A 15,913-nucleotide genomic window follows, 5' to 3' on the forward strand; every position below is an offset into this window, starting at 1 on the left:
ATAGGCATGCGGTATTTCTTAAACATCCGAGACGGCGAAGACCTGCTTGTTGATCCGGACGGATCTGAGTTCGAAACCGTCGAACTTGCGATCGAAGAAGCTAAAGCGAGCGCCAGGGATTTGATGGCAGAGAAACTTCGCGCCGGCGAGCCTATCAACGGTCAGAGTTTTGAGATCAGCGACGCTCACGGCACCGTCGTTGCTACTGTCAAATTCAGGGACGTGCTCCCTTTGTGAGTGGTCCGAGCAAACGTTCGTACTCTCGTTCCGAAAGTCCGTATGAGTCTGACGCAAATTCTTCCAATGCTGTTCGATCACGCACGGTGACGAGACCCCGACTTGATGTAATGAACCGGTTTCCTTCGAGGACATGCAAGGCCGTGGTGACGCTCGGGCGTCGCACTGACAACATCAACGCGATAAATTCGTGGGTGAGGGACATACGGTCCCCGTCGACCCTGTCGTGACACATGAGCAGCCATCGTGCCAAACGCTCTTCGACGGTGTGCTTGGCGTTTGACAGCGACGTGAACGCGCTTTGAACGAAGAAGGCTTGGGAATATCGCAGCAGGTGGGCCAAGATGGTCGGCCGCGCGTCTAGAACAGCCGACAGGCGCTCCGGCGAGATTGCCATACCATCTCCATCGACCTGCATGAAGATCTCGAATGGCAGAGATCCGGTTTTAAGAACCGCCGACAATGGTGTGAAACCCTCGCGACCCACCACGCCGGTTTCTGACTGGTGTCCCTCGGGCGAAACGACGACGACAGAAGCGATTCCAGACGACGGGAAGTACACCAATGACGGGCTTTCATTCGGCCGGGATAGAACCATCCCCTTAGGCAATCGCACGGGTTCGAGAAAGCTCATTAGGTGGTCGCGGTCTGCAGCACTGAGGCGATCGATTAGGTAGTTCATCCGGCTACTTCAATTATCTGGCGTGGACTGCGGCATCTTGGCCGTTTGGTTATACGTTGCTCGACAAAGAATGTTCCGTCCGTGCGTCCTCATTCATCTCCGTGGCCGGCCCTCCTCCGAGATTGAGTTTAAATGGTGAAGTCGCCTGTCCGAATGTCGGTCCAGAGCGATCCAATCTCACTGCCCACACTCTGATTTCTTATATCGCGACATTTCATCGACGGTCGAGCTTTCGATTACGCGCGCTAATCGCGGTGCCGGGCTCTGGATCCGCGCTTGGCGTTTTTTGCCATCCGGCCCTAATGAGATTGCCCGCGGGCCCTCGTGTCGCCTCAATTTTTGCAGTGAGCAGCGTTGAACAGAACCGCTGCCGCGCTAATTCGACATTGCAACTCAAGATCATGGAGCACGAAATGGAACAGGCAGGCGTCGGCTGGATCGCAGCGATTATCATCGGTGGCATCGCGGGGTGGCTCGCAGAGCAGTTCATGAAGTCGAACATGGGCGTGTTCATGAACATCATCCTCGGCATCGTCGGGGCTATCGTCGCGAATGCGATCCTGTCTCTGTTCGGGATCGCGCTCGGTGGCTGGCTGGGCTATCTCATCGCTGGTTTCATCGGAGCTTGCATCCTGATCGCACTTGGCAGGCTTATCCGGCGCTAAGGCATCCTAAAGGGTCTCCGGCGTGCGTCAGCCGCCGGAGACCGTTCAAGCTCAGTGAGACGATTGATTGACCAGGATCAGAGAACTGTGGCGCTATCCGGTTGCCTCTGTCGGAGGTGAAAGCGTCGACGAGATCATGGTCGGTGCGAAAGGGGTCGACGGTGATCGCGAGTATATGCTCGTGGACCTCGTCTCTGGGGAGATAGCTGCCCCGGAGAAACTGGCAAGATGGCGACCCGCCCTTGAACTTGTCGCCTCGCACAGGGACGGCGGTGTACTGGCGGGTCCAGCGTGGTCGGCCAATTTATCGGATCCGGCGCTTGACGACGCTCTGTCCACGCATTTCGGATTTCCGTGTGGGATCCGACGACTGGGCGCTGTCATCGAAATTGAATCGGGGCCTGTGATGATCCAATCACGCTACGACGTCAGTCCCCTTCACATTGTCTCTTCAGCCGCCATCGAAGAACTGCAGACATCCGTTCCCGGCGCCAACCTTGATGTGCGCAGGTTTCGGCCGAATATCGTCGTCGACGAAGTTTTCCGTGACGATGAGGTACTTGGCAGGCCTTTCACCGCCGGCGTTTTGAAAGGGACCATGACCGAGGCAACGAGAAGATGCGGGATGACCATGATCCCGCAAATAGGGCTGCCGGAGGATCCGGAAATCCTACGGACCATTGTCAGGAAGCGCGCCCGGTGTTTCGGGGTCTACGCGACGGTGTCGGAACCCGCGACGATTTCCGTTGGGGACAAATTTTGCTTTGTTGATCCGGACTGAAGCAACATTGAACCGGTGTCCAGCGAAGCCGTGATTGCAGAAGCCACCTTCAGGCCCATTTCGTGTGCGCTCGTGATGCCCTGCACGAACGGGAGCTTGTGCAAGAGGAATGGTACCGACACGCAGTAGAGTTTGTTCGAAACGCCGGGGTCGACGCGGGGACGGAAGTCGTCGTCGATATCAATGCCACCAGTTCGTTTCAGCGTCTGATCACCGTCGACGGTGGTGGCCATGGTCTGGGCCTTCTTCAGCGCATTTGGCTTTCGAAGGCTGGGGAATGGGAGGTCGGAAGCCGAAAGGGCATGCTGGCCGGTCGCATCGATGAAGGCGTCGAACCTCTTCTCGCTGCCAGCGATCTCGACCACGGCCCCGCTTTCGTGCGCAGGTCGCTTGATCTCGTAGTCTTCACCCAGCACAACGACCTCAAGTCGACCCGCGACGTGGAGCGCGAGAAGTCGCTCGACAGACGCATGCGGGACGGTCGCGTAATCGTCGACAAAGACCGTCTTGAAGTGCTTGTGAAAGCGTTTCAGATCGTCAACATTGAAGTGCGGCACAGCAATGGCAACGACTTCGTGCATGCGCAAAATGGCGTAGCGCCATTCGACGGTGATCCGATGCTCCTTGTTGTGCTTGGCCTCGGCGAGGTTGCGGGCTGCCCAAACGAATGGATCAGCCTCCTGTCTGGCCTTGAAATACCGCTCCGCGAAGGTTTCGACGGTTGCAAGCCCTAGTCCGACAGACGCAGCGTAATCCGGGTCCGCGTAGGCGATTTCCTGCCTAAAGAGTTCGAACACGTCGTCCAGAAGACTGGCCGGTTTTTCACGGATAAGACGGCGAACAGCCTCTTCGGTACATATCGTCAGTGGCAGGTACGGGATCGGGCAGTAGAAGTCTGCTTCCGGAAGCAGTCCCTTTCGCGACATCATCGTGAGATGAAAACCGGAAGCATCCGGATCGGCCTCGAACCTCAGTGATCCGGCGTCGTCGCGCAGGAACATCCCGTGAGAGGTCGCCACGGAGACGACGGCGTCAATACCGCTCAAGGAGGTCCCCAGAACGCCAACCGCTACCGGGCCGATGCGTTTGATCGCCGCAGCCGGCCAGGGAGAAGAGAAATATCCTGGAGAAATCTCCGTGTCTTCCGGCCAGTCGTGCCCGGTCGCCATGACGACATGATCGAAGGTCGCCCGCCCCTCCTCGCCGCGCCCGCTTCTGTAGGTCAGGTCGATGTCGGTCGCATTGAGCTTGATGTCCAAGATCCGATGGCTCGCCCTCACATCTATCGAGTGGCCGGCCTCAAGACCCTTCTTCGCCAACTTCCAGAACTGGTCGGCGAGATATTCGCCAAGAACGACGCGCGGATAAAATTCGCGCTCGCCGATGTCGTCCGTTCCGATGCCCAGTTCCTGGAGACGCTCGAGAGGATGGGAGCGAAGCCAGTCGACAAGACTTTCTACGATCGGCGGCAGTTCAATACTTGCGATGTTGGCGAGCATTGCCCGGTCGTTTACGGCCGGATGGTACGGCGTCCCTTTCCCTGCGTCCGGCGTCTCTTCGAAGACAGTAATCGACATCGGTCGCGGCGAGCTCACCAGTCCTTTGAGAGTGTAGATGCCCGTGGGGCCTGAACCTATGATGGCAATACGTGTCATGGAAACTTTCGCCGGGAGGAATGCTGGGAATGGAGAAGCTACGTGGATGCAACGCCTTTGGATCAGACGGTCTTGTGTCTTGATGCGACCACCTCGTTGCGGAGAACTCTGTGAGGGAAATCTGCAAACGTTGTAACACCGAGCGATAGAAACGTGTGGCTGGCGATACGGTTCCGGTCGTCGCGAGCACCCCGTGCCCAATGTCCGATGGCGTACCGTGCTAGCGATCAGTCCGACGGTTGACCGGTGGAGGCTGCGATGTGCGTCTCCTTCAGGAAGGCTCCACCCTCGACGATCGCCACCACGATTTCTTGCGCGCCCCAGCCCGCATCGGTTGCCGCTTCGAGAAGTTTGTCCAGGGCAGCCCGCACTTGCGCCTGAGCCTGATTGTAGCGCTCCGCTTCGACCTCGGTCTCGGGCTTTAAGAACGTCAGGCAGGCCGTGTAGCAAACGTCGTCTTGCATATGGCACTCCATTTGACGCTGACGGGTTTACCGCTCGACGCCCGATTACGTCAGCGTGAGGCGGACGCCACGTGCGGCCGGACGTTAAACTTGCCAAGCGGTGCCCCGAGGCTTCATGGTGAAGCCGTCGGGATAGGCGTCGATCGCGACATTTGGTTAGAAGCGGTCTCGCACTTTGTCGAACATGTCGCGGAGATCGTCTAGCGTCCGCTCGTAGCGTGAGCGCGAGGGGGTGGCCCTGAGACCTGCGACAGCAAAAGCGAACGCTCCCGCGAGAGCGGCAACGGTCACCAGCGTCGACACCGGGTATAGCTTGACCGTCGCCTCGGTCTGGCGTGCCACCTGTCGCGCGCCCCCCTTGACCGCGTCGGCAGCGGTGACGAACTGCTGTCTTACGATCTCAAGTTCTCTGCGCAGAGCACTAATTTCTTCCTGCGCGTCGAAGTCGCCATGGGACTGCACGCCGCCCAATGTCGCGCTCTTATCGACCCCCGCGCGCGGAATGGGACTGCCAATCTTTGCGCTATTTTCTGCTGAGGTCTTGTTTTCCTTTTCGGTTGCCATCGGATGCTCCTTTCACTGGTCGCGAAAAATGAAATATGCCACGGATATGCCTTCCAGCGATCTTTTGTTCCGCGATGACTAACCTTGATCCCGACGATTGCCGTCCGAAGGTGGGAAAAAATCATGTCATCGTGGCATCTGGCGGCACAGAGAAATCCAAGTTCAAGAAGCCAAGGATTGGACCTTCCTTAGCGCAACAAGCTCTGACCGCCATCGATCCAAATCGGCGTGCCGGTAATGTGACGGGACCGATCGCTGGCAAGGAACGCGATCGTCTCGGCGACATCCGCGGCCTTTCCCGCTTTGCCGCCCGTCACTGGTATTTCGCCTTCCGGCCAGATGACCGGGACTTCGGTCTCCTGCTTGTTTCGGCTGGCCGTATTGTCGCTGATACTCGTGTCGATCGCGCCGGGGCAGACGGCATTAACGCGGATGCGATGCTTGCCGAGTTCGAGCGCCAGTTGCTGGACCATCGCAACCTGCGCTGCCTTGGTCGCAGAATAGGCAGTGGCGCCCGGTGTGGTGAAGGTGCGGGTGCCGTTGATCGATGAAACGACAATGATCGAGCCGCCGCCGGCCGCCTTCAGATGCGGCACGGTGAGATGCAAGGTCAGATAGGTGCCGCGCAGATTGATCGCTATCGTCTTGTCCCACTCTTGCGGCTTAAGGTCGTCGATCGGCGCCCAAACACCGTTGATGCCGGCATTGGCAACGACGATGTCGATGCCGCCGAACCGGCCCACAAGCTCACTGACAGCATTGCGCATTACCGCCTCATCGCTGGTGTCGGCGGTCAATGCAATAGCTTCACCGCCCGCCGAGCGGATTTCTGCGCAGGTCTTCTCGATCTCTTCTGCCGTGCGGCTAAGCACCGCGACGCGGGCGCCTTCCGCTGCTAGCCTCGTTGCGGCCGCCTTACCGATCCCGGATCCGGCACCGGTGACGAGTGCGGTTTTTCCCCGAAGCTCCATGTGGTACAACTCCTTTTAGAAACCGCAATGTTTAGACCGGCGCTTGGTTCCGATTTCGAAGACTGGTGGGTCGTAACGTTGCGCTATACCCTCACGGCGTCTGGCATTGGACGGCACACAGCATCGCTACTGCACAAAAAAAGGGCTGCCTTTGGAGCCTTGGGATAGCTGTGCACCTTACGCAATCTGGTGAATTTCAAGGTCGCTCCGCCGTAGGCGGCGGAGCTGAGATCGCTCAAAGTAAGTTGTGGCTATGCTGACCGAGCAACCAGGTTGAGAAGTTCAAGGCCGCCGGCAGGCTTTGGCACGAAAGCCACTCCATCGTCCAGGTCGCGTTGTGAGAGCCTGATCAGACCGGAGGTCACGATGATCCGGGTCGCGGGCCAGCGCCTGCGTACGGTTGCAACGAGACCTAGCCCGTCCATGGATCCCGGCATGTTGATGTCTGTGACAAGGATGGCGATGTCATTATTCTTCATGTGTACCATCGCCTCGTCGGCATTCGAGGCTTCCAAAGTGCGCAAGCCCGCCCGTTCCAGGAAGTCCACGGTATCAAATCTGAGCTGTGGCTCGTCTTCGACGATCAAAACGTTTGGGTTGACATCGCCGGCCAAGGCAGGCTGGTCGCTTGGCACTTCGATGACTTCCGCGCCGTCGCTGGACCCGCTCGTCGCGTCGCGCAAGTCGTACTCCATTGCTGCTCGGCTCCACTGCTGTTCGTCTTGTCCAAAGGGACGCCCCGCCTGCTCCCACAATGCGTAGGCGCGATTAATAATCCAGACGTTCCGACTATCCACTTCGAACTCCTTTCAAATTGTTCAACAACGCAGATCCCGACCTGTTGCCGGGATGGAGTACCTTCCACTTTGGGAGCTATCGCCTCATGTCGGCCGTTCCCATCGTCTCATCCAAACCGCACAACTCGCAGGATTAGGCTGGGTTCCCGCGATAGATTGAGAATGCGGTGTGGCGACGTCTTCTGCGAGGCTAATCCGCACGTTGTGCGTGCCTGACTTGCGAGGCGTGGGCGTAAATGCCGTCAGGATCGACGAGCCTATCCGTCGATGGTCCACACAACCGACCACGCTCCGATTGCGCGCGTGTCTATCAAGCCTGTCGACCATATCGATCGCCCCGCCGGAACTCCCTGTTGTCTTTGGACTTCTGAAGAAAGGTTAGCGACCAGTCGGAGTCGGCGATCGATACCGAGCGACCAGCAAACTTCGACGATTTGACCCGATGTTCTGGCGTACTCGGTGTGACAGGCGTCAAGATGGGGAACGATCTCCCTATGTCGCAGCGCCATGAGTTCCCGATAAGTATGGAGCATTGCCGCGTTGTCTGCCTGCGCTGGCTCTTGCCAGTTCAGCTTCGCGCTCAAGAATGTCTCAAGACTGGTCGGATCCGGGGTCAATTTCGCACTCTCGTCGTCGAAACCGGGAAGTCGAGACAGTTCTTCACGCCTGCCTTTGCGAACATTTTCGTTCAGCTCTTCGTCAAAGTCGCAAAAATACGGAAACGGCGTTCGCGCATTCCATTCCTCGCCTTGGAAGATCATGGGGATCTGAGGGGCCAAGAGATAGACGCCGGCCAGTGCTTTTATCGCCTGCAAGGAAGCTACGTTCGACAAGCGGTCGCCGAACGCGCGGTTGCCCACCTGGTCGTGGTTTTGAATGAACGAGATAAAGGCTGTAGGGGGAAGATGTCTGCTGGGTTGACCGCGGCGCGAACCTCGGTATGGCATTTGCTCGCCCTGAAAGACGAAGCCCTCCGATAAGGCCCGAGCTATTTTGTCGGGGTCGTGAGCGTAGTCTGCATAGTAGCCGAAGTCCTCCCCGGTGGCTGCCGAGTGCAGGACGTGATGGATGTCATCGTTCCATTGTGCGGTGTAGAGCTTGGGAATGCCATTCGCGTCCCTCTCAAGCAGATCACTCGAATTGTCCTCGTTCTCGACGATGAGGTGGACATGGCGGTCACCCGCGGCTTCCTTGGCCGTCGAAGCGATAAGCGCTAGCAGATGCTGATCGCTATCGTCCTTGATTGCGTGGACGGCGTCGAACCGAAGCCCATCGAAGCGGAACTCGTTGATCCAGTAGGCAACGTTTTCGACGACGAACTTGCGAACCTCGCTGGATCCCTCGTCGTCGTAGTTCATGCCGTCGCCCCAAGGAGAGGAATGCTTGTCCGAAAACAGCGGAGCGTATGCCGGGATGTAGTTCCCGTCAGGTCCGAAGTGATTATAGACGACGTCAAGGAAGCAGCAGATCTCGCGCTCATGGGCGGCGTCGATCAGCGCTTTTAAATCTTCCGGTCGCCCGTAGCTGCTCTCTGGCGCGTAGGGCAGAACGCCGTCGTAACCCCAGCCTCGCCCGCCTCGAAAGTCGGCGACAGGCATGAGCTGCAGTGCAGTCACGCCGAGTTGCCGAAGATGGTCCAGTCGCTCGATCGCGGCGGTGAACGTTCCCGCCTCGGTGAAAGTGCCGACATGCAGTTCGTAGATGACCATCTCATTCCACGGCCTGCCTTTCCACTGTGGCCGGCTCCAAGGAAATTCCTTTCCTCCCACAAGCTCGCTGGCGCCATGGACGTCGTCAGGCTGATAGCGCGACGCCGGATCCGGAACGACGAGGCCGTTGCTCAGGACGAAGCTGTAACGCGAGCCGGGGGCGACGCCGTCCACGCGTCGAGTGAACCAACCGTTGTCGTGAGCCTCCATTGCCAGATCTGGCATACCGGCCAGCCGTAGAATGATGGACTTGTGCTTCGGTGCCCAGAACCGGAAAGTGATGTTTTCGTCTTCGAAAAGAGGGCCGAACGATAGCTGTGTCACGTGGCTTCAATCCTTGGCAGATACCCTGGTCTGCGCAACTTCGTTCCATTCATTAGGTTCCCGTCCCCGCCTTGGAAAAGGTTGCGGAACGAATTCTAAGTCTCCGAGTTTTCAAGGCGCCAAATCTCTTTGAGGACTCCCATGACAGATTACCACGGAAGTAGACAGGTGCTTGCAGGCGACTGGACGCGCCTCGGCGCGAATTTCGACGGCGATGGCGTTAATTTTGCGATTTTCAGCGCGCACGCCGAGCGTGTCGAGCTCTGCCTCTTCGACGAGACGGGTAAGACCGAGACCGACCGGATCACACTTCCGGAATTCACCAACGAGATCTGGCACGGTTACGTACCCGGCCTTCAGCCTGGGACACTCTACGGCTACCGCGTTCACGGACCGTACGATCCCGAAAGAGGCCACCGATTCAATCCGAACAAGTTGCTTGTCGATCCATACGCGCGCGAACTCGACGGCGACATCGACTGGGGCCAGCCGCAGTTTGCATATAAGTTAGACAGCGAGGAAAAAGACCTTTCCTTCGACGAGACGGACAGCGCGCAATCGATGCCAAAATGCCGCGTGATCGATCCGGCAGGTTACGATTGGAAAAGCGATGCAAAACCGCAAGTTCCTTGGTCAAAAACGATCTTCTACGAGACACACGTCAAGGGTTTCACCAAACTTCATCCGGCCATTCCGGAGGAACTGCGTGGATCCTTCGAAGGATTGGGACACGCAAAGATCGTCGAGTATATCCGCAGCCTGGGCGTGACGTCCGTCGAGCTCCTGCCGATCCACTGGTTCCCGGACGACGCACATCTGCTCGACAAGGGACTGAAGAACTACTGGGGATACAACTCCCTCGCCTTTTTTGCTCCGGCATCGCGCTACTGCGGGCCAAAGGGCGTCAACGGCTTCCGCGACATGGTTCGCGCGTTCCATGACGGCGGGATCGAAGTCATCCTCGATGTGGTCTATAACCACACGGCCGAAGGAAACGAGCTTGGACCAACCTTGTCTTTCAAAGGCATCGACAACTTCTCCTACTACCGAACGATGCCCGACCAGCCGCGCTACTACATCAATGATACTGGAACCGGAAACACGGTAAACACCTCCCACCCGCGCGTCCTGCAGATGGTGACGGACAGTTTGCGCTATTGGGCGCAGGAGATGCATGTCGACGGCTTCCGTTTTGATCTGGGAACCATCCTTGGCCGCGAGCCGGAGGGATTCGACCAACGTGGCGGTTTCTTTGACGCCGTTGGACAAGACCCTGTGCTGTCGCGCCTGAAGCTGGTCGGGGAGCCCTGGGATATCGGCCCTGGAGGATACCAGGTCGGTGGCTTTCCGCCAGGTTGGGCCGAGTGGAACGACAAGTACCGTGACACCGTGCGCGATTATTGGAAAAACACCGACGGCACTACCGGCGACTTTGCGGCGCGTGTTTTAGGCTCCGGCGACGTGTACGATCTTCGTGGCCGCAGGCCATGGGCAGGGGTGAACTTCATAACCGCGCATGACGGTTTCACGTTGAACGACGTCGTCTCCTACGACCAAAAGCACAACGACGCCAACGGTGAAGACAATAAGGACGGCCACAGCGACAACCGTAGCTACAATTATGGCGTCGAGGGTCCTACAGAAGATCCGGGCATCAATGATGTCCGTGACCGGCAGAAACGAAATTTCCTCTCAACTCTGTTTCTGTCGCACGGCACGCCCATGCTGCTCGCCGGAGATGAATTCGGCCGGAGCCAGATGGGCAACAACAACGGCTACTGCCAGGACAGCGAGTTGAGCTGGGTGCATTGGGAGAACCTGCCAGCATCGGCAGATCACCTTCGCCACTTCGTTGCTAGGCTTATAGAACTGCGTCAGACAAACTCAATTCTTCGGCGCGATAGCTGGCGCGACGGCACCACGGTGACCTGGCTTAATCCGGGCGGCGGTGAGCAGACACAAGAGCAGTGGGCCGACCAGGGGAGTACGACGATCGGCCTGCGCCTGACGGCGGCGGGTTCCTCGACAGAAGGCATGAGCGACGTATTGATCTTATTCAATCCTCACGACGGCGTCGTTGACTTCAGTCTGCCTGAACCTCCAGGACAGGGCTGGGTCGTGAAGCTGACGACAGCCGATCCTGATACGGAAAACCAAGATGTCGGGGACGCGCAAATCTACGGGCTGGCGCCCCGCAGCCTCGTGCTGCTTTCGACAGGCTCTTAAGCATGCCCGACGCGACAGTCAGGGACTGACGCCGATCCCTGCGACCACAGTCGGTCGCAGGGACATGGAACGAGATTGACCGCGATCATCCGGAGCTTCCCACCCAACTTGATCGGGCGCTTTTCTAAAGCGTGTCGCGCCAAACCAGCTTCGGGATTTCCAAATCAGTTGATCCGTGATTCTTTTTGCCCATGGAAGGAGCCACACCATGGGCAAGCCGCATCCGATCGAGTTGCGTGAGCGTGTCGTTGCGTTTGTAAATGAAGGGCATAGCAACCGTGAAGCCGCTCGGCATTTCCGGGTTTCGCCTCGGTTCGTCAATAACATGATAATCCTGCATCGGTCATCCGGTTCTCTCGCCGCCGCAAAGCAGGGCCACCCTCCTGGTGGCGCGAAGCTTATGGCTCATGCTGATTGGGTTCGCGAGCGGATGTCCGCGCATGGCGAAACGACTTTAGATGAGCTGTGCGTTGCACTCGCGGAGCGCGGCATTGAAATCCATCGCGCTACGGTCGGGCGGTTTTCGCACCGGCTTGGGCTAAGCAATAAAAAAGAGTCTCAAGGCAAGCGAGCAGCGCAGGCCGGAGATCGCCAAGGCTCGTGACCTTTGGATCAACCGCCGAAAGCGGTTCTTCAACAAGGCCTTGTCGCGGCTCATCTTTATCGATGAGACGTCGACCAACACCGCCTGACAAAACGCACTGGGTGGTCTGCCAAAGGCAGTCGCTTTGCCGCCTATGCTCCCTTCGGGAAATGGAAGACGCAGACCTTCATTGCCGGTCTACGCTGCCATGGCCTGACCGCACCATGGATCGTCGATGCTCCAATGAACAGTCGCATCTTCGAAACCTGGATCGAGACACAACTTGTGCCGACACTATCGCCCGGCGACGTCGTCATCCTCGACAATGTCGGCTTCCACACAAGCGAAAGGGCAGAACAGTTGCTCAAGACAAAAGGCGCAAGGCTTCCCTTCCTGCCGCCCTGTTCGCCGGACCTGAACCCCATCGAAATGGCATTCTCGAAACTTAAGTTACTCCTGCGAAAGCGGCCGCTCGAAGCTTCGATACAATCACCAAAGCGCTCGGCGACATCATCACCCTCTTCTCCGTCACCGAATGCCGAAACTTCTTCAAGGCAGCAGGATATGAGGCTGAATAGATGCGACACGCTTTAGCTCGCGAGCCGACGGCCCTCGCTTTCAGTCATGCTTGCAACCATTTCTGCAATGAAATCCAGTCCGTACGGCTTGGGGACGAACACGGCGTCTCCGGGCAGTTCGGCGGGCCCAAGGCGATGTCTGCCAGATGCGATGATGACCGGAACCTTCACGTGAGCGGTGGAAATCATCCGTGCTAGATCAAGGCCACTTAGGCCGCCCGGCATATCGATGTCCGTTATGACAGCGTCTATTTTCCGCTGCCCAAGGACAGCCACGGCTTCAAGGACGTTCGCAGCCTCGACGACATCATAGCCTTCTTCAAGGAGGGTGTCGGCAAGCATCATTCGGATCAGGATTTCATCTTCGACGATGAGAACCGTACGCTGGTACATGGCAGTCTCCGCTAGATGGTCGTCGCAAGATAAACTCGCGTGCCCACAATTAGATTGCCCCTCGACGCGGAGTATTTGCCGACATGTTTAATAAAATGCGAACAATCGGCCGTCGCGATCGATATTTCTTGAGGTGGCTTGTGGGCTTGCCAACCGGTAGCCAAGCACCCCTGTCGAGGATGGTGTTTCTTCCCCTCGAGTTGGCGGCTCGGTCATCTCAACGCCTAGACCGGCGGATCAATCGTCTTCTGGTGGTTGCCAGAGATGCGCCGAACTGGTCTGCCCAGACGAGCGAGTTCCGCAAAGAGGCCAGCGCCTCCGGCGCACCGGGGCTTTAAATCGCAGGTTCGGCACCTTGATCGTCTCCAGTTCAATCTGCCCGACGACCCTCAACTGCAACGCCAGGAGGCTGACGCAGCGCGAGGGTGCGTCTTATCGGCCTGGCCGTCCACGAAAGAATTCCTTGTTTGCAAACGCTACCGCCCCCGGCTTGAGTTCGAGATTTCGATCGCGGTCCGTCAAAACCTCCAGGGTTCAGCGCCAGATGCAGACATCGCTCGCTTGCCTTCATCGAGGCTTTCAACACAGGTTTAAAACGCGGCTGATCGAAACGTCTCGCGCGCGCATACGACGCAGTTTAGATAAACCTCAACGACTGGGGTCGGGATCTTCCGTACTGAAGTCGAAGAGAAGCTGTTAGTGGGCGATAGCCTGTTACGTTGATCGACGCTGAGCATCTCGAGTTTCACTCAGATGCCCCACAGATGCATCAATTCCAGTGGCGCTGACACCCCTGCCGCCAAGACATACGGATCACCTGCACCCGAGCTTTTCCTCGAGGTGCGCTTCACCGGAAACCCGTGTCCCATCCCTTTTATGGAATAAGATACGATCGGGTTGCTACCCTTGGCGCCCCATGTTCGGCGCGTGCCCCACGATTTCGTTTCCGTTCGCTGTATAAGCGGATCCACATTGCTGGCCTGCAGCCATTGCTCGAGCATGGCATCCGCGTTCTTGGGATTGACCACGGTGTCGAGCGTGCCCTGCCAGACACTAATCGGTGGATAGGATCTCTTAAGGTCGGACAACCCTGTCACGTTGCTCCCCCACCCTGACGAAGGCGCAGTCGCTCCCCTGTTCATTGCCCCCAATGCCGAAAGGGCGTCGCGTGCCGAGCCGACCGGCATTCCTGCAACAAAGGCGGCACCGGCGAAGGTGTCGGGATAATTGGCGACGAGCGCCGCGGCCATAGCCCCGCCCGCCGACAAGCCGACGATGAAGACCCGCGAGCGGTTGCAGCGATGCTTGGAGCATGCATGCGCTATCATTTGCTTGATCGATAGCAGCTCGCCGCGGTCACGAGCGACGGCGCTGGGCCGAAACCAGTTGAAGCAGCGGTGTGGATTGTTGCTTGCCGTCTGCTGCGGAAACAGGACGGCGAAGCCCCTCGCCTTCGCAAGCCGGGTGATGCCGCTTGCGGCATCGAAGCTCTCCGGCGTCTGGCGGCATCCGTGCAGCACGACCACGAGCGGCGATTTCGGCAGCAAGTCCTGGGCTGCGAAGGACTTCATGAGGAGCCTTCCAGGGTTGGAGCCAAATTTTGACGTCATCTCGAATATGGCGTTTGTGGTACGCACGGCTTTGCGCCTTGGCGCCCGCACCTTGACTTCGAAGAGCTTGCTAATCTTCCTCTGCGTGCGCAGCACCTTCGATAATGACTTTGGAAATCGGAACATCAGCCGCAAGCCATCGCCAGATCGGGACCCATCTCTTTCTCCTTGTGCAATGCAGCATTTGAGATAGGTCACAACGCGGGTTTTGCAATTCCAGGGAGCGTCAGAAGATCATCGCCGAAGGAGGTAGCGAACTAGGCAGCGGCCTTTAGTGGTCCTTCACCTTGAGATTTTCAACGATGGCCGCCACAGCACGTTGGAGCGGAGCTGGCGTCTTGCACAATCCCTCGACAATCTCCAAGCCGATTTTTGAGCTCAGGATGCATCAGAGGAATTTCGTTGTCTTTGCGCATGGGAACCTCCATGAAAAGAGGAGGTAGGAGATGATCGGTGTTCGTCAATGTGCGACGAAGACCGATCCCACCTTGACAAGCACCCAAACCGCTATTCGCGGCAACTTCAACCGCCGGGAGCGTTGTCCGCTTGTCGAAGAAAGGTGCCGAGAGCGTGGGCCACAGTGGTCCGATTTGTCGTTCACGGCCAGTCGGGCAAATGCTCATGGATCGGTCTGCGACCAGGCAATCATCCTCCGTTCACCTCGACATGCTCCTTGAGTTCGTCGCGGCTTATGTAGGTGTCTGTCGAACCCGCTTCGTGTTCGGGATGAGAGACCTCGACCTCGATTTCATCCGGAAGCGCAAGGGCCTGGTCCTTGTTCATCAAGCCCATCGGTACACGCTGACCAGCGGAGATGACCGCCACCTCCACGAGTGTGACGCACTGTGATGCGTCGTCGATGCTGTGTTGGCTACCTTCAACTTTGATCGACATTTTGATTCTCCTGATGGCTATGCTGCCAGGTTCGAAGGACATGGTCTGCGGACGGAGGTGACGGGGCGCCGATAAAACGATACCGATTTTAGTGCAGCGTCGGCCCGGCCAGTAAATGAGGGTGTCGGGCGTGGAATGTCATAATGAGGCTCATCGCGCGCACGGCGACGTCCTCAGCGAGAACGACGTCGACCGTCGCCAAATCAGCTGCCACTTCGCGCAACGCCAAGCCAACCGAGCGCATCACCAACTCGAGCGCGTCTTCGCCTTCGGAGGCTGCAAGTGCTGCGGTGTCAGAGAGCGTGGTTGCAAGTCGCTCAAGAACGGCGCGCCGTTCGAGTGGTGGAAGTGTTCTAAGGTCCGAGACGATGTTCATTTTCGACCGAGTTCAGCTTCTACCTTTTTGCGGGAATTGCCCGCCTTCCTTACGACTCCTTTTACGGCCTCCTTGGAGACTTCTTCTTTCTTTGCTTCGTATCTCACTTCGTGGTCCTGGCCTGCTGCGACGCGAGCGCGATCCTGCGAACGGCCTCTCGGTGTAGTTGACATCTTGTTTTCTCCTGATTTTACCATCGTGAAACTCACGAGGATTTAATCGGTTCCCGCGGGATGCCGATGTCACGCGATGCAGCCCGATGGAAACAGCGCCCAAGAAATGCTGCTGCCGCCCACCGACGCATGACACGCGTCGGCTTGAGCGAGCTCCGGAAAGCATGGCGGCTTCACAGAAGCGCATTATCGTTCGCCACGCACTACCACCCGTCTCCGGCTGGCGGGGCA

General features: G+C 57.9%; 18 protein-coding genes. 6 read left to right on the forward strand and 12 right to left on the reverse strand.

From position 1 onward, the window contains the following. The first annotated feature begins 6 nt into the window (after window positions 1-6). The gene (locus D460_RS33755) at window positions 7-237 is read left to right on the forward strand and encodes a hypothetical protein (RefSeq protein WP_018901341.1); all 231 of its coding nucleotides are present in this window, start codon (window positions 7-9) and stop codon (window positions 235-237) included. Here D460_RS33755 and D460_RS0125025 read toward each other — a convergent pair. Beyond that, a complete protein-coding gene (locus tag D460_RS0125025; protein ID WP_018901342.1) occupies window positions 215-919 on the reverse strand; it encodes a Crp/Fnr family transcriptional regulator in 705 nt (234 codons plus the stop codon). The two genes, D460_RS33755 and D460_RS0125025, sit on opposite strands and share 23 nt — an antisense overlap. 413 nt (window positions 920-1,332) lie before the next feature. On the opposite strand from D460_RS0125025, the gene D460_RS0125030 reads away from it, so the two are divergent. Both D460_RS0125030 and D460_RS0125035 read left to right on the forward strand, forming a co-directional pair. After that, window positions 1,333-1,584 carry a GlsB/YeaQ/YmgE family stress response membrane protein gene (locus tag D460_RS0125030; protein ID WP_018901343.1) on the forward strand — a complete coding sequence of 84 codons (252 nt, stop codon included), beginning with the start codon at window positions 1,333-1,335 and terminating at the stop codon, window positions 1,582-1,584. Between the two features lie 67 nt (window positions 1,585-1,651). After that, on the forward strand, window positions 1,652-2,365 hold the full coding sequence (locus tag D460_RS0125035; RefSeq protein ID WP_026283515.1) for an MOSC domain-containing protein: 714 nt from the start codon (window positions 1,652-1,654) through the stop codon (window positions 2,363-2,365). Here D460_RS0125035 and D460_RS0125040 read toward each other — a convergent pair. The 6 genes from D460_RS0125040 to treZ all read right to left on the reverse strand — a co-directional run bounded on the left by D460_RS0125040 (window position 2,296) and on the right by treZ (window position 8,849). Continuing rightward, window positions 2,296-4,020 (reverse strand): FAD/NAD(P)-binding protein, encoded by a 1,725-nt coding sequence (locus D460_RS0125040; protein WP_037112109.1) that lies wholly within the window; start codon window positions 4,018-4,020, stop codon window positions 2,296-2,298. The two genes, D460_RS0125035 and D460_RS0125040, sit on opposite strands and share 70 nt — an antisense overlap. A 227-nt stretch (window positions 4,021-4,247) precedes the next feature. After that, window positions 4,248-4,484 (reverse strand): hypothetical protein, encoded by a 237-nt coding sequence (locus D460_RS33760; protein WP_018901345.1) that lies wholly within the window; start codon window positions 4,482-4,484, stop codon window positions 4,248-4,250. Window positions 4,485-4,640: 156 nt separating this feature from the next. Further along, entirely contained in the window at window positions 4,641-5,048 is a 408-nt protein-coding gene (locus tag D460_RS0125050; RefSeq protein WP_018901346.1) for a hypothetical protein, read from the reverse strand. A gap of 188 nt (window positions 5,049-5,236) precedes the next feature. After that, complete coding sequence (locus D460_RS0125055) at window positions 5,237-6,019, reverse strand: SDR family NAD(P)-dependent oxidoreductase (RefSeq protein ID WP_018901347.1); 783 nt, start codon at window positions 6,017-6,019, stop codon at window positions 5,237-5,239. A 251-nt stretch (window positions 6,020-6,270) separates the two neighbouring features. Further along, entirely contained in the window at window positions 6,271-6,816 is a 546-nt protein-coding gene (locus D460_RS0125060) for a response regulator (protein ID WP_018901348.1), read from the reverse strand. A 257-nt stretch (window positions 6,817-7,073) separates the two neighbouring features. Then, complete coding sequence (treZ, locus tag D460_RS0125065; RefSeq protein ID WP_018901349.1) at window positions 7,074-8,849, reverse strand: malto-oligosyltrehalose trehalohydrolase; 1,776 nt, start codon at window positions 8,847-8,849, stop codon at window positions 7,074-7,076. 141 nt (window positions 8,850-8,990) lie between these two features. Between treZ and glgX the strand changes: the two genes are divergently transcribed. From glgX to D460_RS36880, 3 genes are all read left to right on the forward strand, one after another. Beyond that, window positions 8,991-11,075 (forward strand): glycogen debranching protein GlgX, encoded by a 2,085-nt coding sequence (gene glgX / locus D460_RS0125070; protein WP_026283516.1) that lies wholly within the window; start codon window positions 8,991-8,993, stop codon window positions 11,073-11,075. 208 nt (window positions 11,076-11,283) lie between these two features. Next, complete coding sequence (locus tag D460_RS36875) at window positions 11,284-11,679, forward strand: transposase (protein WP_245267802.1); 396 nt, start codon at window positions 11,284-11,286, stop codon at window positions 11,677-11,679. An 84-nt stretch (window positions 11,680-11,763) separates the two neighbouring features. Next, complete coding sequence (locus D460_RS36880; protein ID WP_245267809.1) at window positions 11,764-12,252, forward strand: transposase; 489 nt, start codon at window positions 11,764-11,766, stop codon at window positions 12,250-12,252. On the opposite strand, the gene D460_RS0125080 is transcribed toward D460_RS36880, so the two are convergent. The 5 genes from D460_RS0125080 to D460_RS35410 form a co-directional block, all read right to left on the reverse strand. Further along, entirely contained in the window at window positions 12,249-12,629 is a 381-nt protein-coding gene (locus D460_RS0125080; RefSeq protein ID WP_018901352.1) for a response regulator, read from the reverse strand. The genes D460_RS36880 and D460_RS0125080 overlap by 4 nt on opposite strands. Before the next feature lie 749 nt (window positions 12,630-13,378). Next, window positions 13,379-14,365 carry a PHB depolymerase family esterase gene (locus D460_RS0125085; protein ID WP_348625658.1) on the reverse strand — a complete coding sequence of 329 codons (987 nt, stop codon included), beginning with the start codon at window positions 14,363-14,365 and terminating at the stop codon, window positions 13,379-13,381. Window positions 14,366-14,884: 519 nt separating this feature from the next. Continuing rightward, window positions 14,885-15,133 (reverse strand): hypothetical protein, encoded by a 249-nt coding sequence (locus D460_RS0125090; protein ID WP_018901354.1) that lies wholly within the window; start codon window positions 15,131-15,133, stop codon window positions 14,885-14,887. 88 nt (window positions 15,134-15,221) lie between these two features. Further along, window positions 15,222-15,509, reverse strand: coding sequence for a hypothetical protein (locus tag D460_RS0125095; RefSeq protein WP_018901355.1), 288 nt, complete (start codon window positions 15,507-15,509; stop codon window positions 15,222-15,224). After that, window positions 15,506-15,682, reverse strand: a complete 177-nt coding sequence (locus tag D460_RS35410; RefSeq protein WP_081619971.1) for a DUF3606 domain-containing protein — start codon at window positions 15,680-15,682, stop codon at window positions 15,506-15,508. The genes D460_RS0125095 and D460_RS35410 overlap by 4 nt, the downstream gene beginning before the upstream one ends. Window positions 15,683-15,913 lie beyond the last annotated feature (231 nt).

The organism is Rhizobium sp. 2MFCol3.1 (assembly GCF_000377565.1).
GTDB lineage: Bacteria > Pseudomonadota > Alphaproteobacteria > Rhizobiales > Rhizobiaceae > Rhizobium.

Excerpts from the sequence above, each read along its gene's own strand:
- D460_RS33755 (WP_018901341.1), top strand. The coding sequence starts at position 7 with ATGCGGTATTTCTTAAACATCCGAGACGGCGAAGACCTGCTTGTTGAT.
- D460_RS0125055 (WP_018901347.1), bottom strand. The coding sequence starts at position 6,019 with ATGGAGCTTCGGGGAAAAACCGCACTCGTCACCGGTGCCGGATCCGGG.
- D460_RS0125095 (WP_018901355.1), bottom strand. The coding sequence starts at position 15,509 with ATGAACATCGTCTCGGACCTTAGAACACTTCCACCACTCGAACGGCGC.
- D460_RS35410 (WP_081619971.1), bottom strand. The coding sequence starts at position 15,682 with ATGTCAACTACACCGAGAGGCCGTTCGCAGGATCGCGCTCGCGTCGCA.
- D460_RS0125040 (WP_037112109.1), bottom strand. The coding sequence starts at position 4,020 with ATGACACGTATTGCCATCATAGGTTCAGGCCCCACGGGCATCTACACT.
- D460_RS0125085 (WP_348625658.1), bottom strand. The coding sequence starts at position 14,365 with ATGTTCCGATTTCCAAAGTCATTATCGAAGGTGCTGCGCACGCAGAGG.
- D460_RS0125030 (WP_018901343.1), top strand. The coding sequence starts at position 1,333 with ATGGAACAGGCAGGCGTCGGCTGGATCGCAGCGATTATCATCGGTGGC.
- D460_RS36875 (WP_245267802.1), top strand. The coding sequence starts at position 11,284 with ATGGGCAAGCCGCATCCGATCGAGTTGCGTGAGCGTGTCGTTGCGTTT.
- D460_RS0125080 (WP_018901352.1), bottom strand. The coding sequence starts at position 12,629 with ATGTACCAGCGTACGGTTCTCATCGTCGAAGATGAAATCCTGATCCGA.
- glgX (WP_026283516.1), top strand. The coding sequence starts at position 8,991 with ATGACAGATTACCACGGAAGTAGACAGGTGCTTGCAGGCGACTGGACG.
- D460_RS33760 (WP_018901345.1), bottom strand. The coding sequence starts at position 4,484 with ATGCAAGACGACGTTTGCTACACGGCCTGCCTGACGTTCTTAAAGCCC.
- D460_RS0125050 (WP_018901346.1), bottom strand. The coding sequence starts at position 5,048 with ATGGCAACCGAAAAGGAAAACAAGACCTCAGCAGAAAATAGCGCAAAG.
- D460_RS0125025 (WP_018901342.1), bottom strand. The coding sequence starts at position 919 with ATGAACTACCTAATCGATCGCCTCAGTGCTGCAGACCGCGACCACCTA.
- D460_RS0125090 (WP_018901354.1), bottom strand. The coding sequence starts at position 15,133 with ATGTCGATCAAAGTTGAAGGTAGCCAACACAGCATCGACGACGCATCA.